The organism is Pseudoalteromonas arctica A 37-1-2 (genome assembly GCF_000238395.3).
In the GTDB taxonomy this organism is placed as follows: domain Bacteria; phylum Pseudomonadota; class Gammaproteobacteria; order Enterobacterales; family Alteromonadaceae; genus Pseudoalteromonas; species Pseudoalteromonas arctica.
Genome location: NZ_CP011025.1, coordinates 1216564 through 1240440 on the forward strand (window position 1 = coordinate 1216564; position 23877 = coordinate 1240440).

The following is a 23877-nucleotide window of genomic DNA, read 5'->3' on the forward strand; positions in this document are numbered from 1 at the left end:
AGTCTCCTTAGTAGCTACCGTGAGTGTTGTTTTCAATTTCTTCAACCGTTACTCTGCGCCACATTTTTACATAACACCAGGTGGTGTAAGTTAAAATAAGTGGGACAAAAATACACACTGCAACAAACATTACATTGAGCGTTTTATGACTCGATACCGCATCCCAAATTGTTAAGCTAATATTTGGATTGTTGCTTGATGGCATAATAAATGGGAACAGTGAAACACCGGCCGTCATAATCACGCCAATTAACATTAAGCTTGTTGAAATAAGTCCAAGTGCTGGTTTGTTCAATTTAGAAAACAATAGCGCACTTAGTGCCATTACAAACGCTAAAATAGGAAAGGTCATAGTCCATGGGCGTTCACTGTAATTGCTAAGCCACGCGCCTTGGGCTGTTGTTACTACTTTAGCTAATGGATCTGCATGGCTTTGTGTATCAGGCATAGATACAATTTGGTAACCCGTTAAATTAGCAACCCAAAAACCAGCGCCTGCAAACAGTATAATAAACACAATCAGTGAATAACGACCATATTGCCCTGAGCGATCTGCTACTGCATCAGCTGTACGAAGCTGTAACCACATACCAGCATGAGCAATTAGCATAGTGATACTCACTAAACCAGCAAGCAAACCAAACGGGTTAAGTAAACCAAAAAATGAACCTTGGTAGCTAACACGCATTAAGTTATCAATATTAAATGGTACGCCTAAAAATAAGTTACCAAAAGCAACACCAAAAACTAATGCTGGAATCGCGCTGCCTGCAAGCAAGCCCCAATCCCAGTTATTGCGCCAGCGTTTTGAGTCTACTTTACTGCGGTAATCAAACCCAAGTGGTCTAAAAAACAAAGCAAAGAGTACTAGCATCATGGCAAAGTAAAAGCCCGAAAATGCAGCTGCATAAACCATAGGCCACGCCGCAAATAACGCGCCGCCTGCAGTTATAAACCATACTTGGTTACCATCCCAATGCGGGCCAATTGTGTTTATTACTGTGCGGCGCTCTGAATCTGTTTTACCAACGAGGCGAAGCAACATAGCAACGCCCATATCCATGCCATCGGTAATAGCAAAGCCAATAAGCAGCACACCAATGATCAACCACCAAAGCATTTTTAATGTTTCATAATCAAAAATCATGATTGCTCTCCTTCAGTTTGATCAGTTTTATTTGGCAATTCAAAATGATATTTACCAGTATGTAGCGAGCTTGGTCCTTGCTTAACAAAGCGGATCATCAACCAACCTTCAACAATGGCTAAACCAGTATAGAAAACAATAAATCCAGTTAAGCTAATTAAAATATCGTTTACTGTTAGTGACGACGTGGCTAAAAAGGTCGGCAGTATTTCAGATATAGCCCAAGGTTGACGTCCATACTCAGCAACTATCCAGCCAAATTCAATAGCTATCCACGGTAGTGGAATGCTCAATACGGCAGCCCATAACAACCAGCGTTTTTGCTCAATAACGCGATGTGCGTTGTAGTAAAATGCCAATATAAATACACCCAACATGGCTACACCACAGGCAACCATAATCCTAAATGACCAAAACATAGGGCCTACTTTAGGGAAAGAGTCTTTAACGGCTTTTTGAATGTGCTCTTCGGTAGCATCTACAACATCAGGTGTGTAGCGCTTAAGTAGCAAGCCATAACCTAAATCATCTTTTAGGGTATTAAACTTAGCAACATTTTCTGGCGTATCTTCACCGTTTCTGAGTTTTGTAAGGTATTCATAAGCAATCATACCGTTGCGAATACGTACTTCGTGTTGTTTTTCTAGGTCGTTAATACCCGTTACTTGCTCATCAAGTGAACGCGTAGCAATTAACCCAAGTGCGTAAGGTATTTTAACCGCAGCATGTGTTACTTGCTCTTCTGAATCAGGAAAACCAAATGCGGTAAACGCAGCCGGAGCTTCTTCTGTGTGCCATTCAGCTTCAATCGTGGCAAGTTTTACTTTTTGAACTTCACCTACTTCGTAGCCTGATTCGTCACCAAGTAAAATTACACATAAAATTGATGCTAAACCAAAGCCCGATGCGACCGAAAAAGAACGTTTAGCAAACGCTAAATCACGACCTTTTAATATGTACCAACTACTTATGCCCAGTACAAACATAGATGCAGCTACATAACCTGCCGATACGGTATGAATAAACTTAACTTGTGCTACAGGGTTAAACACAAGCTCTGCAAAGCTGGTCATTTCCATGCGCATGGTTTGATAGTTAAATTCAGCACCTACTGGGTTTTGCATCCAACCGTTGGCAATTAAAATCCACAGGGCTGACATGTTAGTACCAATGGCCATTAAAAAGGTTGCACCTAAATGTTGGCGTTTAGAGAGTCTGTCCCAACCTAAAAAGAACATACCTACAAAGGTCGATTCTAAAAAGAATGCCATTAAACCTTCAATTGCCAGGGGAGCCCCAAAAACATCACCTACGTAATGGGAATAATAAGACCAGTTAGTACCAAACTCAAATTCCATGGTAAGGCCTGTCGCCACACCAATTGCAAAGTTAATACCAAACAATTTTCCCCAAAACTTAGTCATATCACGATAAATTTCGCGACCGGTCATAACATAAACCGATTCCATAATAACTAAAATCCAGGTCATACCTATCGTTAACGGTACGAATAAGAAATGAAAGAGAGCGGTAACAGCAAACTGTAATCGCGATAGATCCACAAAGGTTTCATCTATCATTATTGGCTCCTTGAGAGTGACGGATTAACAGGGCAACATTTAATTGGCAAAGTTAAGGCTTAATGAACTTTCAGTAATTACTGAAAGTTTGTAATAGTATTTACTTTTGTGCAATTTTTGTCAACATACATATTAGTAAAACTTAATATATATTTCCTATGCTACATCAGTATTAAAAACAAACAACATAAAGCCTTAACTTACGTGATAAAAAACCAGTTATTTAAAGCGTTTAACCAAACAGTAAAACACGGTAAACTAACAAGCATGAACGCCTGGTTTACTTGTGAAATAAAATCAAATGAATAAAGATAAAAAACAACTACGTATTGGTATTGTGGCAGGTGAACTGTCGGGCGATATTTTAGGTGAAGGTTTAATTAAAGCCCTTAAAAAACATTTTCCGGACGCTATTTTTGAAGGAATAGCAGGACCTAAAATGCAAGCGCAGGGCTGTAAAACACTTTACGACATGGATGAGCTTTCGGTAATGGGGCTTGTTGAGGTGCTAGGGCGTTTGCCGCGTTTGCTTAAAATACGTAAACAACTCGTGCAGCATTTTGTAGATAACCCACCTGATGTATTTATTGGTATTGATGCACCCGATTTTAACTTACGCGTTGAAAAGCCACTTAAAGATGCGGGCATTAAAACAGTACAGTATGTAAGTCCATCTGTTTGGGCGTGGCGCGAAAAGCGTATACATACAATAAGTGCAGCCACTAACTTAGTGCTTGCGTTACTGCCATTTGAAAAAGAGTTTTACGATAAACACCAAGTGCCATGTACATTTGTAGGTCATACCTTGGCAGACGATATAGCGCTTGAGCACGATGATACTAAAGCACGTGCAGAACTCGGCTTAAGCCTTGATGACAAAGTACTGGCGTTACTTCCTGGTAGCCGAGGCTCAGAAGTTGGTTTACTAAGTGAAACTTACATTAAAACAGCCGCAGAGCTGCAAGCTAAAAACCCCAATCTTAAAGTTGTGGTGCCATTGGTTAACGAAAAACGCAAAGCGCAGTTTACTGATATATTAAACGCTACCGCGCCAAACCTTAAGGTTAGCCTGCTTGATGGACAATCAAAATTAGCGATGCAAGCTGCTGATGCTATTTTATTAGCGTCGGGCACTGCAACACTTGAAGGTATGCTTTATAAAAAGCCAATGGTAGTCGGTTATAAAATAAAGCCGTTGAGCTATTGGATTTTTAAAACCTTATTTACGTTTAATATTAAGTATTTTTCGTTGCCTAATTTATTAGCCGACGAAGAGTTAGTGCCTGAGTTTTTACAAAGTGAGTGTAATGTGGCTAATTTAACCAATGCGCTTACTCCTATGCTTAATACAGATAACATTGAGCTAAAAGCACGCTTTTTAGCTATTCACGAAAAAATTAGATTAAATGCCAGCGAACAAGCAGCCAACGCTGTGGCGGAGTTAATAAATGCAAATTGATAGACCTAATGTATCCTTAATTGCCGGTGTAGATGAAGTAGGGCGCGGCCCGCTTGTTGGTGATGTAGTTACTGCCGCCGTCATTTTAGATCCCACTAAACCAATAGCTGGCTTAGCGGATTCTAAAAAATTAACAGATAAAAAACGCCAAGCGCTTGCGATTGAAATAAAAGAAAAAGCATTGTGTTATGCCTATGGGCGCTGCAATCCAACAGAAATTGATGAGTTAAATATTCTGCACGCGACTATGCTTGCCATGACCCGTGCAGTAGAGGCATTAAGTACGCAACCTGAATTTGTATTTATAGATGGTAATCGTTTGCCAAAACTCACTATGCCAGCGCAAGCTATTGTTAAAGGCGATAGCTTAGTGGCAGAAATTTCAGCGGCGTCTATTTTAGCTAAAGTAGCACGCGATGATGAAATGATTGAGCTTGATAAACGCCACCCTGAATATGGCTTTGCAGGGCACAAAGGGTATCCAACAAAAGCACATTTTGCAGCGCTTGAGCAGTACGGCGCGATTGATGAGCATCGTAAAAGCTTTAAACCTGTGCAGCGTGTATTGGCGCAAGCCAATGGTGAGGGTTAAGCATGGCTGCTCCTGATTTTGTTCATTTAAGAGTTCATTCAGATTTTTCGATGGTTGACGGCCTTGCTAAAACAAAGCCAATAGTTGCTAAAGCGCAAGAGCTGCAAATGCCCGCTATTGCGATTACCGATCAAATGAACTTTTGTGGCTTAGTGCGTTTTTACGGCGCAACACATAACGCCGGTATTAAGCCTATTGTGGGTGCTGACTTTTGGGTTCGTAGCCCAGAATTTCCTGATGAGCCAAGCCGCTTAACCATATTAGCCAAAGACAACGACGGCTATAAAAATATTACCTTATTAATATCTAAAGCGTATCAACGTGGGCATGTGTTTCATCGCCCAGTGATTGACCGAGAATGGCTGGTGGAGCATAAAACGGGCTTAATTATTCTCTCGGGCGCTAAAGATGGTGACTTAGGTAAAGCGTTATTAAAAAATAATCCAAGTGTTATTGAATCGGTAGTTAGCTTTTACAAGCAGCATTTTAGCGATAACTACTACCTTGAACTTGTGCGCACTAACCGACCGCTTGAAGAAGACTACTTACACATGGCGGTAGAGCTTGCTACCAAAGAGCAGTTACCTGTTGTAGCGACCAACGAAGTAGTGTTTTTAAAGCCTGAAAACTTTGAAGCGCACGAAATTCGCGTTGCTATTTTTGACGGCTACACGCTTGACGATAAACGCAGGCCTAAACGATTCTCTGAAGAACAATACCTAAAAACATCAGAGCAAATGGCTGAGCTGTTTAGCGACATTCCAGAAGCGCTACAAAACACAGTAGAAATAGCTAAACGTTGTAATGTAACGGTTCAGCTAGGGACTTACTTTTTACCTGATTACCCAACTGGCTCACTTAAGATTGATGAGTTTTTAGTTAAAGTGTCAGAAGATGGCCTTGAAGAGCGATTACAGTTTTTATTCCCCGACGAAGAAGAGCGAAAAGTAAAACGTGTAGAATACGATGAGCGACTTGATATAGAGCTTGGCGTAATTAACCAAATGGGATTCCCAGGTTACTTCTTAATCGTAATGGAGTTTATTCAGTGGAGTAAAGATAACAATATTCCTGTTGGACCTGGCCGTGGTTCAGGTGCTGGTTCATTGGTTGCTTACGCACTTAAAATTACTGACTTGGATCCGCTTGAGTTCGATTTGCTTTTTGAACGATTTTTGAATCCTGAACGTGTATCAATGCCCGATTTCGACGTCGATTTTTGTATGGACAGACGAGACGAAGTAATTGATCACGTGTCGGCTTTGTATGGGCGTAATGCGGTATCGCAAATTATTACCTTTGGCACCATGGCTGCAAAAGCGGTAATACGCGATGTAGGGCGAGTGCTTGGGCACCCTTACGGGTTTGTTGATCGTATTTCTAAAATGATTCCAGGCGATCCTGGGATGACACTTGCTAAAGCGTTTGATATAGAACCGCGCTTGCAAGAAGCCTACGATGGCGATAACGAAGTAAAAGATTTAATCGACATGTGTCGCATCCTAGAAGGGTGTACACGTAACGCCGGTAAACATGCGGGTGGCGTAGTAATATCGCCAACCACTATTACCGACTTTGCCGCGCTTTATTGCGATGACGAAGGTAAGTTTCCGGTAACGCAATTTGATAAAAACGACGTAGAAACTGCAGGCTTAGTTAAGTTCGATTTCTTGGGTTTACGTACACTGACTATATTGCAGTGGGCGGTCGAAATGACCAATGTGCGCATGGAGCGCCAAGGTAAAGACCTCGTTGATATAAATACCATCCCACTTGATGATAAAAAAAGTATTGAGTTGCTACTTCGCGCTGAAACGACTGCTGTATTCCAGCTAGAGTCGCGCGGTATGAAAGACTTAGTACGCCGACTTAAGCCCGACTGCTTTGAAGATATGATTGCACTCGTGGCCTTGTTCCGACCAGGTCCGCTGCAATCTGGCATGGTAGATAACTTTATCGACCGAAAACTGGGCCGCGAAGAAATCTCATACCCAGATGCGCAGTATCAGCACGAAAGCTTAAAACCAATACTTGATCCAACGTACGGCATTATCTTGTATCAAGAACAAGTAATGCAAATTGCGCAAGTACTAGCAGGTTACACGCTAGGTGGCGCCGACATGCTGCGTCGTGCAATGGGTAAGAAAAAACCCGAAGAAATGGCAAAGCAGCGTTCAACGTTTGAAGATGGCGCAAGAAATAACGGCATTGACGGCGAACTCGCAATAAAAATCTTCGACTTGGTAGAAAAGTTCGCAGGTTACGGTTTTAATAAATCTCACTCGGCGGCGTATGCACTTGTTTCGTATCAAACGCTGTGGATGAAAACGCATCATCCTGCAGAGTTTATGGCTGCGGTAATGTCGGCTGATATGGATAACACCGACAAAATCGTTATTTTGGTGGATGAATGTGAAAACATGAAGCTCACCTTATTGCCGCCAGATGTGAATGCAGGTGAGTTTAAGTTTACAGTAAACTTGCAAGGCGAGATTGTTTACGGCATTGGCGCGATAAAAGGCGTGGGTGAAGCACCGGTTGATGCAATATTAGAAGCGCGTGCAAAAGGGGGCCCATTTAAAGATTTATTTGATTTTTGTGCTCGAGTTGATTTAAAACGCTTAAATAAACGCGTGACCGAAAAATTAATTTATTCAGGTGCACTCGATAATTTAGGGCCAGAAAAAACCCAAGCTGGCCGTGCTACATTACTAGCTAGTTTAAAAAGTGCAATGCGGGCAGCCGACCAACACAACAAAGCTGAGCTATTAGGGCAAAGTGATTTGTTTGGTTTATTAGCCACTGAGCCTGACGAAGTTGAACAAGCCTTTATTAAAGCCACAGGCCTAACTGATAACGAATGGTTAGATGGTGAAAAAGAAACCCTAGGCCTTTATTTAACTGGGCATCCGATAAATCAGTACCGCCGTGAGCTTAGGCATTATACCAGCGGGAAAATAGTTGATTTACAGCCAACGAACCGCGATGTATTTGCAACAGCCGCAGGTTTGGTGATTGCTTCTAGGGTATTAATTAATAAAAAAGGAAATCGTTGGGCCTTAGTAACTTTAGATGACAAGAGTGCACGGATTGATGTACGCTTGTATTCAGACGAGTTTGAAAAGTACCAAGATATGCTCCAAGTTAACAATATCTTGGTAATATCTGGACAGGTCAGCTTTGATAACTTCTCCGGTGGTATTACAATGACCGCCAGAGAAATAAACACCATTGCTCAAGCGCGTGAAAAGCGTATTAAAGCGATTAAAATGACGCTGAACATGGTGCAAGTCGAGGCAGGTTTCTTCGATAAATTACAAAAAGTACTCGAACCCTATAAAATGGGAACGTGTCCGATCAAGGTTTATTACCAACGTCCAGATGCGTTGGCACAATTAACTCTTGGGATCGAATGGTGTGTTACGCCAAGTGACGATTTAATTCATAAGTTATCACTAATGGCTGCGCAAGATGTAGAACTAGAATTTAACTGATTAGGTAGTTTAGAGCATGAGCCTCAATTATCTTGATTTTGAGCTTCCAATTGCAGAATTAGAAGCAAAAATTGAAGAATTACAAAATATAAGCCGCGCTGGCGAATTAGACCTTGAGTTAGAAGAGGAAGTCAGCAAATTAAAAGAAAAAAGTGCCAAACAAAAACAGGAGATTTTTTCTAATTTAGGCGCTTGGCAAGTATCACAGTTAGCACGTCATCCGTTGCGTCCTTACACTCGAGATTATATCGAGCGCATTTTCACGGAATTTGACGAGTTTGCTGGCGATCGTACTTTTGCTAACGATCCGGCTATTTTAGGAGGCGTTGCGCGTTTAGATGGCGAACCAGTAATGGTTATTGGCCAACAAAAAGGCCGTGACACTGCTGAAAAAATTAAACGCAACTTTGGTATGCCAAAGCCAGAAGGTTACCGTAAAGCATTACGCTTAATGGAAATGGCTGAGCGTTTTAAAATGCCAATCATGACCTTTATCGACACGCCGGGTGCATACCCAGGTGTTGGCGCTGAAGAACGTGGTCAATCTGAAGCAATCGCGCGTAACTTAAAAGTAATGGCGACACTTAAAGTGCCGACAATATGTACGGTTATTGGTGAAGGCGGTTCAGGTGGTGCATTAGCGATTGGTGTTGGCGACAGAGTTAACATGTTGCAATACAGCACTTACTCTGTAATTTCGCCTGAAGGTTGTGCGTCTATTCTTTGGAAAAGCGCCGACAAAGCACCACTTGCAGCAGAAGCAATGGGTGTAACCGCAGAGCGAGTTAAAGAACTAGATTTAATCAGTAACTTAATTGATGAACCTCTAGGTGGCGCGCACCGCAATTACGATGCTATGGCACGTAACTTAAAAGTTCGCCTTAAACGTGACTTAGCAGACCTACAAGCGCTTACGCTTGAAGAAATGCTTGATCAACGTTACAAACGTTTAATGTCGTTTGGTTATTGCTAAACACATTAAATGTTAAAAAAAAGCCGCTTATGCGGCTTTTTTGCTTTAAAATGTTCAGAGTTTTTATATAAAAGTGCGCCCATATGCATACATCAGCAATTTATCAGCAATTAAAAAAATCATTAAATAGCTATATTGAGCAAGGTAACACCGCTTTTACAGTGGCGCTTTCTGGTGGCGTTGATTCTGTGGTGTTGTTGCATTTAATGCGCACTTTAAAAGTAGATAACCCTGCAATTAATGTATCGGCTATTTATGTCCACCATGGCTTGAGCCAGCATGCTGATGACTGGCAACACTTTTGCAAAAACGTATGCATTGAGCTTAATGTGCCTTTTGAAGCTGCGAAAGTTGTAATTGAGCAGCAGTCGCGCGCAAGTCTTGAAGCCCAAGCACGCGACGTCCGTTATAAAGCACTTGATGAACTAAGCCCACAAGGCAGCATTATTTTACTGGGCCAACACTTAAACGACCAAGTAGAAACGTTTTTACTGCGCTTAAAGCGTGGCTCGGGTTTAAAAGGGCTTGGCGCCATGCACCAAGCGCGTTTGCTGCAAAGTGGGCGTATATGTTTTAGACCATTGTTAAATGTAGCTCGCAGCGATATAGAAGCGTTTGCAACGCAGTTTAGTGTTAGCCACATAACCGATGACTCTAATACAGATGAAAGTTTTGATCGTAACTTTTTACGCTCAAAAATAGTACCTGTGTTAGCTGATCGCTTTAATGGGTTTGAACAATGCACTGCACGAAGTATTGAGCTACTACAACAGCAGCAAGCATTACTTGATGAATATACTCAGCTTGATTTAAATAAGTGTATTAACGAGCATCAAGCACTTTGCATTGGCCAGATAAGCGAATACAGCGCAGCGCGCATTGCAAATATAGTACGTGCGTGGCTTGCACTATTTACACAAGTGATGCCATCGCAAAAGCAGCTCGAGCAAATTATTAATCAAGCAATGTGCGCAAAAAACGATGCACAAATGCGTATTGATTTGCTCGATGGGCAAATACGTCGTCATCAAGGTTATTTGTATTTTGTAACACCAAGTGAAGTATTAACAGATATTGAGCTGAATCATTCACAGCTAAAACTGGCAGACGGGCGCTTATTAATCAAAAACACCGGTTGCGGAGTAAGACCTCCACACGCTAATGAGCAAGTAATTGTTCGCTTTAATTGCAATAGCGCACGCATTAAACCACTTAAAAAGCCTGGTAGTAATACAGTTAAGCATTGGTTTAAAGATGCAAAAATAGCGCCCTGGCTTCGCGCCAGTGTGCCGCTTATTTTTTATAATGATGAATTAGTTCAAGTGGTTGGTTATTTTATAAGTGCTAAGCATATTGATGAAAATGGTATTTTTTGGGAGTGTAAATAAATGAGTAAACAGCCGCATGTTGGTTTGTCGTTAGTTACTAAAGCGCCAGTGGGTATGCTAATAACGGCCGTTATAGCTATTATTGCTAATATTTTACTTGAGCTAAATATAGTTACGCTAGGTTATGCAGTTGCGGGTGGAATTGTATCTGCAGTGCTTTTATTAGCTTATTGGTTAGGTAAAGGTGGATTGTTTTTTATTTTAGGCGTGAGCCTGCCACTGCTTTTAGTATTATTTACACCGCTTGCTACTATTACCGCATTACTTAATTTAATTAGCGGATTCTTTTTTGGTTTTTGTGCTGCTTTGTTTATTTATAAATTGGTAAGTGCAAAGCCTAGCGGGGGAAGCTAGGCTTTTTTATTCAATTAGTGTGAACAAATGTTAGTAGGCTTTTGCGCAGTTTCTACCAGATGCTTTTGCTTTGTATAAGCCTTTATCGGCGCGAGCAAATATTTCAGTTTCGCTGTCTTGGCTGTTAGCTAAAGTAAAACCAACGCTGGTTGTTACTCTGTATTTAGACATTAGGGGCGATTTTCTTACTAAGCACATTATGCGCTCAGCGACGACCTTGTTAGTTGTAAACTCTGGGTCTTCAATAAGTAGAGCAAACTCATCACCACCAAATCTAAATACAGAGTCGGTACCGCGTATGCTGCTACACAGTACTTTTGAGAATTCTTTAAGTGTATCGTCACCAATTTTATGACCAAAGTTGTCGTTAACTTGTTTAAAGTTATCTAAATCAAGCAGCATTAAACTAAATGGGCGTTGATAACGACGACAGTTTTCAAGCTTTTGCAGTAAAAAGTCGTTAAATTGACTACGGTTGTTTAAGCCTGTTAATGCATCTTTTGTGGCAAGTTTTAGTACACGGCTATACATCATCGCATTACGAAGTGGATAAACCAGCGCAGTATGTAAAGTATGTAGTTTTTTCTCAATTGCTTGACCAAGCGGGAATTTACTAAAGTAAATTAGCTGGCCTAAATGATCTTTATCAATAGATAGATCAAAGGTATATGGAGTATTACCTGTATTGCTATCTGAAGTTTGAGCTGTACCTAAAGTTGATTGAAACTGCAATCCAGAAAAATTGAGCAATTGTTTTGCAAATTTAGCATAAATAGCCAGAACATCCTCGATCACTAAGCTTGTTTGTAGCTCTGCGACGAGTTTATGTGTTTCTGTTATTTCATTTGTTGGCGAATGTTCAGCTGAAAACGGCAAAAAATCACCGCGACCAGACACATGCTGCGTCAAAATATGGACGTTTTCCATTAAATTCTCCCCCGTGGGTATTACTTTGCAATACCTAAGCGATTTTTGTGCCATATTTTAAAACTGGCTGAAAAACAGAAGGTTGCTATATTTAAAGTAAGTCCCTTGGTTTAATTGACGCGTGAGGCCGAATTTGCAGAGTATTAACGTTCAAATTTTTGGCTTGCTAGTGGCAGCAGTTCTTTTTGTGTGGTTTTTTAAACGCATTGGCTTGCCGCCTATTTTGGCGTACCTAGCAACGGGGGTTTTAGCCGGTAGTCATGGTATTGGTTGGTTAGCGCAATCTCACGAAATAGAGTTTGTAGCAGAGCTTGGAATTGTGTTTTTGTTATTTAGTTTGGGGTTAGAATTTTCTATTTCGCGGCTAATGGCAATGCGAAGCCTAGTATTTGGGCTGGGCTCGTTACAAGTAGGTATAACCAGTTTACTCTTCATTATTATTTTATATTGTTTAGACTTTTCCCTACTCACCAGTTTTACCATTGGTACAATTATGGCGCTTTCTTCTACGGCTGTAGTGGTTAAGCTATTAAAAGAAACGGGTGAGCTTAATCAGCGCCGTGGGCAATTGGCCGTTGGTGTACTGCTTTTTCAAGATATTGCTGTTGTTCCTCTATTAATAATACTTCCTTTATTTGCATCAAGCGACTCTCAAAGTATTGGCTGGGCTTTAGCGTTTGCCCTAAGTAAGGGCGCATTTGTATGCGTGCTTCTTTGGGCAATTGGTAAATGGGTATTGCCCATTGTGTTTAAAGAAATAGCGCAAGTACGAACCGATGAGTTGTTTGTACTTACCACTATATTAGTCGCCTTATTTGCGGGCTTTTTAACGTATATGTTTGGCTTATCTATGGCATTGGGCGCTTTTTTAGCGGGAATGATGTTAGGTGAGAGCCATTACAGGCACCAGCTAGAGGCCGATATACGTCCATTTCGCGATATATTAATGGGGCTGTTTTTTGTAACTGTGGGTATGCAGTTGGATATTTTATTTGTACTGGCGCATATAGTAATAATTATTGGCGCATTGCTTGGGTTACTCGTATTAAAAATTACAGTAGTAGCACTTAGTGCGCGGCTAATGCATGAGCGAAACCAAGACTCGCTCGCCTGTGGCATTATGCTGTGGCAAATGGGGGAGTTTGGTTTTGTACTTATCGCACTTGCTGGCCAGCATCAGTTATTAAACTCAGAGCAAGCTTCATTTTTAATTGCCCTTGGTGTGTTATCAATGGCATTTACACCATTTTTGATTGATAAAACGCCATTTATTTTAAAGCGTTTTGGTATACTCGATCGCCCTAGTTTAGCGCTGGAGAGTGAGCCACAAAGTAGTACACTTTATAGTGACCATGTTGTTATTTGTGGTTTTTCGCGTGTTGGGCAAACTATAGCGCGTTTCTTAAAGCCCGAAGCAATAGACTACGTTGCCATTGAAAGTAACCCAATTTTAGTACAAGAAGGCAAAGCGGCAGGTGAGCCTGTTATATTTGGCTATGTTAAACAAAAAGATATTTTAAAGTGCGCAGGAGTAGAGCGAGCTCGCTTGGTTATTATTACTTTTACAGAGCTTGATCACGCACAAGTTGTTATTGATGCCATAAAACAAATAGCGCCCAACGTTAAAATACTTATTCGTACTCGTGACGATAGCCAGTTAGATTATTTAAAAGGGCTAGGCGTAACCGAAGTAGTGCCAGAGTCGTTAGAGGCGAGCTTAATGCTCGTGTCGCATGTGTTGTCTATGTCGGGCGTACCGATGACGCGTATTGTGCGTAGAGTAAGTAAAGAACGTCGTAATCGTTATCCGTTAATGCAAAGCTTTTACGCAGGGTATTTTAAAGATAGCGAAGATGCCTCAAGTGAACGATTAGAATACTTACATGTTGTAGCGCTACCTCAGCAAGCTTATGCCGTGGGTAAAACAATTGAAGATCTTAATTTAGAAAAGCGGCGAGTACTCGTAAAAGCACTGCGCAGAGAAGGATCCGAAATAGATACGCCATCAGCGCAAACAACATTATTGGCTAATGACGTTTTAGTATTACAAGGTAAACCAAGGCGTGTTGAGCGGGTAGAGCACTATCTGCTCGACGGAATCGAATAGTGACTTAGATTAATCTAACTCTAAAAGATTAATCTAACTCTAAAAATTCACGCATCTTAGGCAGCTGCGCCATACCATCTTCATAGCCAATTTGCATTAAATGCTGGGTGTAGCGTTTTTCAAACAATAGGTAACTGGTTAAGCTCGATTGCGAATGCTTTTTTACACCTATGGTACGTAGCAATACTTTAATGGCCCATGGCATATCGTCGTAATACTGCGCTGCAATTGCGTTAAAGTTTTGCGAAGGGTTAATGACAAAGGTATCTATTTGTTTAAGTTCTTGATGTTTGTCGCGAGCGGGTAATAGCCCTAATGTTCGGTTAACACGAGCCAAACGCTCCAAATCCGATTGCATAGTGTCGGTAAATACGCTATCGAGCAAATGCCCCGCAACAGCAGATAGACCCGGATAATGTGGCGAATAACCCGGTGGGTGTAATTCTTTGGGTTGGTCGACCCCAATAATAAATATTTTTTCAGCACCTAAATGAATCGACGGACTCAGCGGAGAAAGTTGATGTATAGAGCCATCACCAAAGTAATGGTTATAAATATTTACACTTGGAAACACCATAGGGATGGCACTCGATGCCATTAAGTGCTCAACATTAATACGAGTTGCACGGCCTTCGCGTTTAGCACGCTGCCAAGATGTTTGCGTATTAGATTGAAAAAATGCAACAGAGTCGCCCGTTGTATAACTTGAGGCCGTAATAGACAGCGCATCTAAATAATTACGATGTAAATTGCGCTCAATGCGGTGTAAATCTAAAATTTCGTTTAATAAACCACGCAGAGGGCGGTTGTTTAGCAAGCTTGCTGGTGGATGGTTAATATGTTCTGACTGAAAGCTCGTTAAAATATTACGCGCAATATGACCAAATACGCTTAAAAAATCACTTTTATAGACCATAGAGGTTGAAAAGTTTTTCCAAACTGATTCAAGTTTTCGTACAGCTAAATGAGCACAAGAGGCGTAACATGCTAAAGCCGCAGAGTTAATAGCCCCAGCAGAGGTGCCGTTTATTACTCTAAATGGCAATGGAGCAGTACGAGGCATACTGTGAGCTAGCGCTTTAAGGACACCCACTTGATAAGCAGCACGTGCGCCACCACCTGTGAGTAATAAGGCAATTTTAGGTTTTTGTGGATCAACTTGCTTGATTTTCATATTGGTGGTTAAACTGTTCTACGTCTTTACTTTATTTATTAACTGTAAGTCTTTAAGCTAGAAGAATCAAAGGATAACTGCCCTAATACTTATTACATTGTTTAATCACCCAATTTAGTATGTAACTTACTTTGCTATAATTGCCGTATTATAAAATGTCATAGTATTTGTGTAAGAATGAATTTAATCCACTTAGCGTACTCTAAGTGATATCGCATTTTAATTTTTATGGAGTTCGTATGTCAGATAAACCAGAAGCATCAGATGTTCAAAAACGTCCACCTAATAACAATATTCTTTTCGCCGTTATTATTTTAATAGTCGTAGCATGTGCGGCCGCCTTCGTATTGCTAACACCCAGTGACGAGCAAGCAACACGCACTGAGGTAGAGCCCACAGTTAAAGAACAACCTATGATGGAGCTTAAACCCGAGAACGACCCTGTGGTAGATGCGCCGTCTGTAAATCCAGAAAAACCAGCCGAGCTTGAAGTACCAGCACAAAGCCCAAGCGAGCCTGTGCCAGAAGTAGAGCCACTACCAACGCTTAACGAAAGTGATGCAGTTGTTGTTGCTAAAATGGACGAGTACCTAAGCGACTCAGTAATGAGCTTAATGGTGACCGATGATATTATTCGTCGTGGTGTGGTATATGTAGATAACTTAGCAAAAGGAAAAATAGCTAAAAAACACATGCCTGTTGTACAGCCAGAAGAAAAATTTAGCGTGAATGAAGGTGATATCTTAACGATTAACCCTAACAGCTACGAGCGTTATACACCGTATGTGAAAATATTTACCAGTATGAGTGCAGCGCAAGCCGTTCGCATGTACGAAGAGTACAAGCCACTTATTAATAATGCATACAGTGAAATTGGTTACGGCGATGACGAATTTAATCAAACGCTAACTGATGCAATCGATTTATTACTTGATACGCCAGAGCCTGAAGGTGACTTGCCGTTACTTCGTGATTCAGTAACGTACCAGTATGCGTTTTCGGAGTGGGAGCAATTACCAGATGCACAAAAACAGCTTTTACGTATGGGTCCAGAAAACATGAAAAAAGTAAAAGCAGCATTACGTAATATAAAAGCGCAGTTAGAGAACAATTAATATGCACTAAAACAGCTAAATACGCCGCGATTGTATATGAAGTATGCAATCGCACTTTCTTTTTAGATTATCCCTTGAATAACAGAGCAAAAGTAGAGATAATCCCTCCCGCGCCAACCAAGGCCCTCAATGGTAGTCTTATTGGTCCTCTCGCAACACTAGCAGGCGAACCTGGTCAGGCCCGGAAGGGAGCAGCCACAGTTTGTGACGTGTGTGCCGAGATGTGGCTGGTAAGACTGCCACCCAAATTCCTCATTTGGGTGTTTGAACTAATAAAGTTAATTCCTCAAAAATAATTCCTCTAATTAAATAATACTATTTATTTATAGATTACTTTATAAATTACTTTATAGATTGTTATGTCATTTTTGTTAAAAATATTACTAATAACTACATGATAGTATTAATTAAAAGTAAATTAACCTCCCTTTTAAACATGTTGCTCATCCTCGATTCGTAAATACGACTTAAGTCTAGATTGTGTAGTACGAAGTTAGGATTAGAATAATGTCAAATTTAGAGAGGAGCTCAGTATGCACTTGGAACGTATTCGCAATAGTAACCTGCATGACAAGGTGATGCCTGCAGAACAAGCAAGCCAATTTATTAAAGATGGAATGACTGTAGGGATGAGTGGCTTCACTCGTGCCGGAGAAGCTAAAGCAGTACCCAGAGCGTTAATTGAGCAAGTCAAAAAAAATCCAATAAAAATAAATTTAATGACTGGCGCATCTTTAGGTAATGATTTAGATAAACTACTTACCGAAGCGGGCATTTTAGCGCGTCGTATGCCTTTTCAAGTAGACAGTACTTTACGTAAAGCGATTAATAACGGTGAAGTAATGTTTATTGATCAGCATTTATCTGAAACGGTTGAGCATCTACGAAATCATCAATTAACCATGCCTGATGTAGCTGTTATTGAAGCAGTCGCTATTACCGAAGAAGGGCATATTGTGCCAACTACATCGGTTGGTAACTCAGCCAGTTTTGCTATTTTTGCCAAACAAGTCATCGTTGAAATTAATATGCTGCATAACCCGAATCTTGAAGGTTTGCATGACATATACATTCCATCTTATCGTCCTACTCGCCAACCAATGCCGTTAGTTAAAGTAGATGATAGAATTGGTAGCACTGCTATTCCTATCGATCCTGCAAAAATTGTTGGTATTGTTTTTACTAACCAAAGCGACTCGTTTTCTACCGTTACCGACCCTGATGAAGACACCGCCGCTATTGCGCGCCATTTAGTTAACTTTTTTAAAGATGAAGTGGCTCAAAATAAATTGCCAGCTAATTTAGGTCCGCTGCAAGCAGGCATTGGTAACATTGCTAATGCTGTAATGATGGGACTACTCGATTCTGACTTTAAAGACCTAACAATGTACTCTGAAGTACTACAAGATTCGACGTTTGACCTAATTGACGCAGGTAAGCTTAGTTTTGCATCGGGCAGCTCAATTGTTTTGTCTGAGCGTTGTAATGCGCAAGTATTTAATAATTTAGAACAATACAAAGATAAACTAGTGTTACGCCCTCAAGAAATTTCGAACCACCCTGAAATAGTGCGCCGTTTAGGTATTATTGCCATTAATACTGCACTTGAGTTTGATATGTATGGCAACGTAAATTCAACACATGTGTGTGGCACACGAATGATGAATGGTATTGGCGGCTCTGGTGATTTTGCTCGTAATGCTCATTTAGCAATATTTGTGACTAAATCGATTGCTAAAAATGGCGCTATTTCAAGCGTAGTGCCTATGGCGAGCCACGTTGATCATAACGAGCATGATGTTGATATATTAGTAACTGAGCAAGGTTTAGCTGATTTACGCGGTTTAGCACCGCGTGAGCGTGCTGTACAAGTTATTAAGCATTGTGTGCACCCAGAATATCGCGAAGCGATGTTAGACTATTATGAGCGCGCTTGTGAGCGTGGCGGGCATACCCCTCATTTACTAGAAGAAGCGTTTAGCTGGCATATTCGTCTTGAACAACAAGGCAGCATGAAAAAAGTATCTGCAGCAGATGCTCAAGTGCAGCTGTCTGCATGAGCATTTTGGTTTATTAATATTGAATTAGTAAGTTTTATACTTACTTTTGAACCGCACTAGTGTCAGCTCAATCAGCTTTGATTAGTGCGGTTTAATAAAAACTTTAAGCCCAAAATAATTTTATACCTACTCTTTGCATACCTTTCCCAGCCACCTTTTATTATTTTATTTACTTAGGTTTAGGTGCTATTACCGTTATTAAGTGTGTAATGTGTTTATTAAAAAAAGAGATACTAAAATGGCGTTTGACAGAGGGTTAGAAGAGCGACTTTATGAGTTGTTTAATGCGCGCCACGATTTAGTCGTTAAGAAAATGTTTGGTGGTTTATGTTTTATAATTTCGGATTATATGTGCTGCGTAATAATAGGCAACAAGCTGATGGTGCGAGTAGGGCCTGAAAACTACAGCGATTGTTTAGCTAAACCTCATGTAACTGAAATGGACTTTACCGGAAAGCCAGTTAAGGGCTTGGTTTATATTTTGCCTGAAGGTTTTGAGTCTGATTCTGATTTAGCATATTGGGTAAATACGTGCGTTAACTTTGTAGAGTCTTTGCCGCCCAAACCTTTTAAAAAACGACCCGCACTTAAGTAAATTAGCGAAGTATCACCTTAATTAAAATAAGTACTGCAATCAAATTACTGGCGCTATGAGTATGAATAACGCATAATTGAGCGACTGCTCACTTATGCGTTTTTTTACTTATGTATGATACATACTATTTCAAAAGACGCTTTGAACACTAGTTTGTAAAGCTGTTTATTAGCACAGCTTTAAATTTTTTAGTAAATAAAAGAGAGAATGTAATGATTAAAGTAAGCGTATTATACCCAAATAATGAAAGTGCTACTTTCGATATGGACTACTACTGTAAAACACATTTACCACTAGTTGCAGAGTTAGTTGGTAAAGCGCTTATATCAAGTAGTGCAGATGCAGGTTTAGCAGGTGGCGCACCGGGCGAAGCGCCAACTTATATTGCTATGGGGCATTTAGTGTTTGAATCGGTAGAATCTTTTCAGCAAGCCTTTGCACCTCATCAAGAGGTAATAGCGGCTGATTTAGTTAATTTTACTAACGTGTCTCCAGTAATTCAAATTAGCAATATTGCGGGATAAATTACACGCTAAATACTAATTTAAGCGTCACTTAATAACCCTTACTGTATTTAATACAGTAGGGGTTTTATTTTAACTGCAATAAAAGGGCTAGCGCTCTGTTTTAAGTAATATTAGTTCTAATATTTAGATGTATTAAACCCGCCCTTGTGTTGATTATGAAAATGATAAAAGTTATCATTTAGGTTGTTGGCTATCTACACTTCTCCCAGGAATTATCATGTTTAACCCTAATTATTTGGCATTAAGTATTGCTGCGTCTTTATCTGTTTTTTCTAATATAGCTTTTTCACAACAAAACGACGATATTGAAAAAATAGAAGTAACTGGCCGTGCCCAGCAATTTTATCTAGAAACCGAAAGTAAAATTGGGACTAAAACTAATTTAGATCTTATTAAGCTTCCGCAATCGGCTCAGGTTTTAACAGAGCAACTTATAATTGACCAAGCAGCGCGTGACATTACCGACTTATACCGCTCAATTGCGGGAGTGAGCGAATATAGCTACTCAGGCGTAACTTTTCGTGGTTTTAGAGATGACGCAAATGTATTTTACGATGGTGTGCGTGGCGACCCATATTCGGGCTTTGGTGTACCGCAGTTATTTAATGTAGAACGTGTTGAAGTATTAAAGGGGCCAGCCTCTGCTTTGTATGGCGGTGGCGAACCTGGTGGGATGATTAATTACGTAACCAAAAAACCAAGCTACTTAGAAAAGCGCGAATTAAAGCTCACCTTGGGTAACTACAATACGCGTGGCGCATCACTCGATATGACCGGTGGTTTAAGCGATACAATGGCTTATAGGTTGGGTGGTTTTTATGAAGAGCAAGACAGCTTTCGTAACAATGCAGACTCAAAAAACACCGAGCTGACGGGTGGATTGTTATTTGATTTAAGTGATTCAACAACCCTAACCACAAGTGTTGACTACATTAAACAAGACCTAGGCGGTAACCGCTTACGGGGCGTACCGGTAGATGACAACGGCAACTTTTTAGTTGACCCAAGTTATAACGCTAATGAAGCGGTTGATTATCAAGATATGGAAGCGTTGGTGCTTCAAGCCGAGATAAGTCATTACTTTAGTGATGATTTTTCTGTAAGTAGCACACTGCGTTACATGGATAACGAACGCGATCAAGGCTACCATGAGTCGCAAAGTTGGGTAGATGTAAATGGTGATGGCGAAGCAAACATTGATGACGAAACCATCAAACGAGAATACCGTAAGCAATTTCGTGCCAATAAAGAAGCAAGTATAACCACCGACTTTGTTTATAACTTTGGACAAGGACAATTAACCCATCAGTTTTTATTTGGTGGTGATTACCACACCGTTGATACCGAATATGACTACTTACGTGCCCGATATGAGGCCGATGGCGTCGCTAATTTAAATATTTTTAATTTAAACTACGGTGAAACCAACCCAAGCACTTATAACCTCACCGACATGAACCGCGATGGCGTTGATACCGACCGATTTGGTGTGTATGCACAAGACGTAATTAGCATAGGCGAGCAGTGGACAATTATTGCAGGTTTGCGCTATGACCATTTTAAAGAGTTTAATCAAGAAACTGGCTTTAGTTACTCAGATAACGACATAACGCCGCGCGTTGCTGTGACCTACCAACCAGTAGAAAACACATCGGTATATATTAACTACTCAGAGAGCTTTAATCCTACATCGTCAGCCGATCAAGAAGATGTAGAAGGCGAAGGTAATTTAGAACCAGAAACCGGCAAGCAAACCGAACTGGGTATGAAAAACCAATGGCTCGACGGCAAAATAATGAGCACCTTTGCAATTTACCAAATTAATAAAGAAAACGTGGTAATGAGCAACCCTGACGATACGGGAGCTGGAGATGGCATTGCTGCACTTTTAAATATAGGTGAAGTAGAAAGCCGAGGGTTTGAAACAACTTTAGTCGGCGATTTATCAGCGCACTGGACCGTAACGGCCAACTACGCTTACAACGATACGCAAGTGGTAGACGGCGTAACGGGTGATACGCTTTCAAATACATTTGGAGACGGTTCGCGCTTTGCTAATGCACCACGCCACCAGGCAGGTTTATGGACTCGCTACGCACTGGATTCGATTGACTCATCAATTGCCTTTGGTGCAAATTACGTAAGTGAGCAACTTAGTACCAGTGGTCAAAAAGTAAAACCATTTACCGTATTTGATATGAGCTGGACGAGTCGCTTTGATGACGTGTTATTGAGTGTAAATATTAATAACCTGTTTGATAAAGAATACGCGGTTAGTGGCTTTACTGAGCGTAATGGCCACTTTCCCGGTAGCCCTCGCGAAATTATTGGGCAAATTACCTACAAGTTTTAATACTTATTAGCGCGAGAGTTACTCGCGCTTTTTTTAAGTATCGCCTTGCACCTTTTTATCACTATTAAATTTAGCGGATTCTTGAGTCGTGTTAATAGCCGTAATAGGGAAGGGGATTACAATACCTTTTTTTTTATAGCGTTTATGCAAGGCTTTTATAAAAGCAGATTTAACCCAAAAGCGATTAAAGTATTCATAACCGTAAAGTTAATACTTGATCTGTCAAAGGTATGAAAAACCACAAAGGTATTGTAATCATCAACGCCCCATTCGTGTGAAATAAGTATTTCACGAGCCACTTCAAGTGTTACTTGTTCAACAAATTCTAAATCTGAATCGTAATGCACGCTTATATCAACAGGCACGCTAAGCTCTTTTTCAGGGTAAAAGTAATTAATAATACGCGATTTAGATAATTGGCTATTAGGTATAATAATCATATTGTTGGGTAGCATTTTAACCCATGTAGATCGCCAGCCTATATGATCAACAAAGCCTTGCTCCTTAGATTCAAGCTCAATAAAATCACCCACCCTTATAGGTTTATCTATTACCAGCTGCACGCCAGAAAAAAAGTTTTCGAGGGTAGGTTGCAAAGCAAGGGCAACAGCTAGTGATGTAATACCTAACGAGGCAATAATAGGTGTAATAGAAATACCTAACGTGCCCATTAATACCAGTAATCCCACTGACGATAATGTAACGCGTATCACGCCTTTAATTATGCTTTTTGAATTAAAAACCACGGCAGATTGTTTACCATAGTAATTAATAGTGCCAAAAATAAAGCGGTCTAAAAACATAATAAGTGCAAGCAGCGCTAATACAATATTAATGCTATTAAAAGGGAGCTGTTGAGAAATAGAAGTACTAATAATGAAGGTGTCGTGCTCTAAAATGGTGAGTAGCACAATAATTGTGCACAGTGTTAGCGGCTTAGATATTGACTCTATTAGTAAAGTATCGAATATAAATTTGGTTTTTGAAGTCCATTTTTTTAGCCAGTACATTACAAAAAAACGAATTAAAAACAGTAGTATAGCTATAAGTAATAGGGAGGACGCTGCGCCTAACCAAGGTGTGTTGTTAGAAAATTCCAGCGCTTTATTTAGCATAACTTAAACCTGTTCAATATAGTTTTATATATATTGCAGCAAGTTATGTACCTTTGTTTGGGTAAAAGTAGCTGCCGAGTTTAGTCGGCAGCAAATATTATACTTTTTTGGCTAACCACATACCGCCTAGCACGGCTGCAAAAAACAATAAAAACTCCATTTTAAGAGATACTAATTGAACCAAGCCCGGGCCTGGGCATATACCACTTAAACCCCAGCCTAAACCAAAAAGTACCGAGCCGATAATTAAGCGTGCATCAATTTTTTTTAAATCACTTAAATTAAACGTTCCTGAAAGAAGTGGCTTCTCTTTTTTTGCAACCCATAACCATGTCAGCATCATTATTAGCATGGCAACAGCCATCACTATAATTAAGCTTGCGTCCCATTGGTTTCCATAGGTAAGAAAGTTAATCACTTTAGCAGGGTTTGTCATCCCGCTAATAATAAGTCCTAAGCCAAATATAAAGCCTATAACAACCATCATAATTGCTTTCATTATTTATCCTACAAGGTTTGCTGTAATGAAGGCGACAAGCATAAATGTGCATGTTGCAACCCAAGAGCGAGTAGAAAAGCGCGACATGCCGCACACACCATGGCCACTTGTGCACCCATTAGCTAACGTTGTACCCGCGCCAACTAAAAGCCCTGCAACAACAATAAGCCAAGGCGGTAATTGCAATTCGCCTTCTAATAAAGAAGGCGCAAAGACCCTTACAGCCACTCCTGCCAACAACAACCCTAAAATAAAGTATAACTGCCAACGAGAGTCTGAATTTGCTTTAGCGAATACAGATTTAACAATGCCTGATATGCCCGCAATTTTTCCGTATAAAACCAGTAATAACGTACACGCTATACCTATTAATGCACCGCCTATTGCTGCCGATACTGGGGTGAATTCTGTTATCATT

The 23877-nt window shown here is 40.4% G+C and carries 18 protein-coding genes, 1 other RNA gene and 1 pseudogene; 13 read left to right on the top strand and 7 right to left on the bottom strand.

The features are described from left to right. Window positions 1-7: 7 nt before the first annotated feature. Both cydB and PARC_RS05475 read right to left on the bottom strand, forming a co-directional pair. Window positions 8-1147, bottom strand: a complete 1140-nt coding sequence (gene cydB / locus PARC_RS05470; protein WP_010553740.1) for a cytochrome d ubiquinol oxidase subunit II — start codon at window positions 1145-1147, stop codon at window positions 8-10. Then, complete coding sequence (locus tag PARC_RS05475; protein WP_010553739.1) at window positions 1144-2727, bottom strand: cytochrome ubiquinol oxidase subunit I; 1584 nt, start codon at window positions 2725-2727, stop codon at window positions 1144-1146. The genes cydB and PARC_RS05475 overlap by 4 nt, the downstream gene beginning before the upstream one ends. Window positions 2728-3028: 301 nt before the next feature. On the opposite strand from PARC_RS05475, the gene lpxB reads away from it, so the two are divergent. The 6 genes from lpxB (at window position 3029) to PARC_RS05505 (ending at window position 10987) form a co-directional block, all read left to right on the top strand. After that, window positions 3029-4186, top strand: coding sequence for a lipid-A-disaccharide synthase (gene lpxB, locus PARC_RS05480; protein WP_010553738.1), 1158 nt, complete (start codon window positions 3029-3031; stop codon window positions 4184-4186). Next, the gene (gene rnhB, locus PARC_RS05485; RefSeq protein ID WP_010553737.1) at window positions 4176-4778 is read left to right on the top strand and encodes a ribonuclease HII; all 603 of its coding nucleotides are present in this window, start codon (window positions 4176-4178) and stop codon (window positions 4776-4778) included. Before lpxB ends, rnhB begins: the two co-directional genes overlap by 11 nt. Before the next feature lie 2 nt (window positions 4779-4780). Further along, entirely contained in the window at window positions 4781-8272 is a 3492-nt protein-coding gene (gene dnaE / locus PARC_RS05490) for a DNA polymerase III subunit alpha (RefSeq protein ID WP_010553736.1), read from the top strand. Window positions 8273-8288: 16 nt separating this feature from the next. Beyond that, complete coding sequence (gene accA / locus PARC_RS05495) at window positions 8289-9245, top strand: acetyl-CoA carboxylase carboxyl transferase subunit alpha (RefSeq protein ID WP_007581016.1); 957 nt, start codon at window positions 8289-8291, stop codon at window positions 9243-9245. An 83-nt stretch (window positions 9246-9328) separates the two neighbouring features. Continuing rightward, window positions 9329-10633, top strand: a complete 1305-nt coding sequence (gene tilS / locus PARC_RS05500) for a tRNA lysidine(34) synthetase TilS (protein ID WP_010553735.1) — start codon at window positions 9329-9331, stop codon at window positions 10631-10633. Next, window positions 10634-10987, top strand: coding sequence for a hypothetical protein (locus PARC_RS05505; RefSeq protein WP_010553734.1), 354 nt, complete (start codon window positions 10634-10636; stop codon window positions 10985-10987). Window positions 10988-11017: 30 nt separating this feature from the next. Here the strand turns inward: PARC_RS05505 and PARC_RS05510 are convergent, their stop codons facing one another. Then, window positions 11018-11914, bottom strand: coding sequence for a GGDEF domain-containing protein (locus tag PARC_RS05510; RefSeq protein WP_010553733.1), 897 nt, complete (start codon window positions 11912-11914; stop codon window positions 11018-11020). 133 nt (window positions 11915-12047) lie between these two features. Between PARC_RS05510 and PARC_RS05515 the strand changes: the two genes are divergently transcribed. Further along, window positions 12048-14021: a monovalent cation:proton antiporter family protein gene (locus tag PARC_RS05515; protein WP_010553732.1), complete on the top strand. Its 1974-nt coding sequence runs from the start codon at window positions 12048-12050 to the stop codon at window positions 14019-14021. Between the two features lie 28 nt (window positions 14022-14049). Here PARC_RS05515 and PARC_RS05520 read toward each other — a convergent pair whose 3' ends face one another. Then, a complete protein-coding gene (locus PARC_RS05520) occupies window positions 14050-15195 on the bottom strand; it encodes a patatin-like phospholipase family protein (protein ID WP_007584072.1) in 1146 nt (381 codons plus the stop codon). A gap of 239 nt (window positions 15196-15434) precedes the next feature. Between PARC_RS05520 and PARC_RS05525 the strand changes: the two genes are divergently transcribed. From PARC_RS05525 to PARC_RS05550, 6 genes are all read left to right on the top strand, one after another. Continuing rightward, the gene (locus PARC_RS05525; RefSeq protein ID WP_010553731.1) at window positions 15435-16310 is read left to right on the top strand and encodes a DUF3014 domain-containing protein; all 876 of its coding nucleotides are present in this window, start codon (window positions 15435-15437) and stop codon (window positions 16308-16310) included. Between the two features lie 139 nt (window positions 16311-16449). After that, window positions 16450-16546: signal recognition particle sRNA small type (gene ffs, locus PARC_RS05530), an RNA gene on the top strand. Between the two features lie 297 nt (window positions 16547-16843). After that, entirely contained in the window at window positions 16844-18370 is a 1527-nt protein-coding gene (scpC, locus tag PARC_RS05535; protein WP_010553729.1) for a succinyl-CoA:acetate CoA-transferase ScpC, read from the top strand. Between the two features lie 238 nt (window positions 18371-18608). Next, window positions 18609-18965, top strand: coding sequence for a TfoX/Sxy family protein (locus tag PARC_RS05540; RefSeq protein ID WP_010553728.1), 357 nt, complete (start codon window positions 18609-18611; stop codon window positions 18963-18965). 212 nt (window positions 18966-19177) lie between these two features. Next, window positions 19178-19489 (top strand): EthD family reductase, encoded by a 312-nt coding sequence (locus PARC_RS05545; protein WP_002958288.1) that lies wholly within the window; start codon window positions 19178-19180, stop codon window positions 19487-19489. A 220-nt stretch (window positions 19490-19709) separates the two neighbouring features. Continuing rightward, window positions 19710-21845, top strand: a complete 2136-nt coding sequence (locus PARC_RS05550) for a TonB-dependent siderophore receptor (protein ID WP_010553727.1) — start codon at window positions 19710-19712, stop codon at window positions 21843-21845. A gap of 33 nt (window positions 21846-21878) precedes the next feature. Here the strand turns inward: PARC_RS05550 and PARC_RS05555 are convergent. The 3 genes and pseudogenes from PARC_RS05555 to PARC_RS05565 form a co-directional block, all read right to left on the bottom strand. Next, window positions 21879-22960 (bottom strand): annotated as a pseudogene (locus tag PARC_RS05555) (mechanosensitive ion channel family protein). Window positions 22961-23057: 97 nt separating this feature from the next. Beyond that, the gene (locus PARC_RS05560) at window positions 23058-23459 is read right to left on the bottom strand and encodes a DUF6691 family protein (protein WP_002958285.1); all 402 of its coding nucleotides are present in this window, start codon (window positions 23457-23459) and stop codon (window positions 23058-23060) included. Window positions 23460-23462: 3 nt separating this feature from the next. Then, entirely contained in the window at window positions 23463-23876 is a 414-nt protein-coding gene (locus PARC_RS05565) for a YeeE/YedE family protein (protein WP_021032090.1), read from the bottom strand. Window position 23877: the final 1 nt, after the last annotated feature.

What these genes read in the sequence shown, in the direction of transcription:
- cydB (WP_010553740.1), bottom strand. Translation starts at nt 1,147, where the DNA reads ATGATTTTTGATTATGAAACATTAAAAATGCTTTGGTGGTTGATCATT.
- PARC_RS05475 (WP_010553739.1), bottom strand. Translation starts at nt 2,727, where the DNA reads ATGATAGATGAAACCTTTGTGGATCTATCGCGATTACAGTTTGCTGTT.
- lpxB (WP_010553738.1), top strand. Translation starts at nt 3,029, where the DNA reads ATGAATAAAGATAAAAAACAACTACGTATTGGTATTGTGGCAGGTGAA.
- rnhB (WP_010553737.1), top strand. Translation starts at nt 4,176, where the DNA reads ATGCAAATTGATAGACCTAATGTATCCTTAATTGCCGGTGTAGATGAA.
- dnaE (WP_010553736.1), top strand. Translation starts at nt 4,781, where the DNA reads ATGGCTGCTCCTGATTTTGTTCATTTAAGAGTTCATTCAGATTTTTCG.
- accA (WP_007581016.1), top strand. Translation starts at nt 8,289, where the DNA reads ATGAGCCTCAATTATCTTGATTTTGAGCTTCCAATTGCAGAATTAGAA.
- tilS (WP_010553735.1), top strand. Translation starts at nt 9,329, where the DNA reads ATGCATACATCAGCAATTTATCAGCAATTAAAAAAATCATTAAATAGC.
- PARC_RS05505 (WP_010553734.1), top strand. Translation starts at nt 10,634, where the DNA reads ATGAGTAAACAGCCGCATGTTGGTTTGTCGTTAGTTACTAAAGCGCCA.
- PARC_RS05510 (WP_010553733.1), bottom strand. Translation starts at nt 11,914, where the DNA reads ATGGAAAACGTCCATATTTTGACGCAGCATGTGTCTGGTCGCGGTGAT.
- PARC_RS05520 (WP_007584072.1), bottom strand. Translation starts at nt 15,195, where the DNA reads ATGAAAATCAAGCAAGTTGATCCACAAAAACCTAAAATTGCCTTATTA.
- PARC_RS05525 (WP_010553731.1), top strand. Translation starts at nt 15,435, where the DNA reads ATGTCAGATAAACCAGAAGCATCAGATGTTCAAAAACGTCCACCTAAT.
- scpC (WP_010553729.1), top strand. Translation starts at nt 16,844, where the DNA reads ATGCACTTGGAACGTATTCGCAATAGTAACCTGCATGACAAGGTGATG.
- PARC_RS05540 (WP_010553728.1), top strand. Translation starts at nt 18,609, where the DNA reads ATGGCGTTTGACAGAGGGTTAGAAGAGCGACTTTATGAGTTGTTTAAT.
- PARC_RS05545 (WP_002958288.1), top strand. Translation starts at nt 19,178, where the DNA reads ATGATTAAAGTAAGCGTATTATACCCAAATAATGAAAGTGCTACTTTC.
- PARC_RS05550 (WP_010553727.1), top strand. Translation starts at nt 19,710, where the DNA reads ATGTTTAACCCTAATTATTTGGCATTAAGTATTGCTGCGTCTTTATCT.
- PARC_RS05560 (WP_002958285.1), bottom strand. Translation starts at nt 23,459, where the DNA reads ATGAAAGCAATTATGATGGTTGTTATAGGCTTTATATTTGGCTTAGGA.
- PARC_RS05565 (WP_021032090.1), bottom strand. Translation starts at nt 23,876, where the DNA reads ATGATAACAGAATTCACCCCAGTATCGGCAGCAATAGGCGGTGCATTA.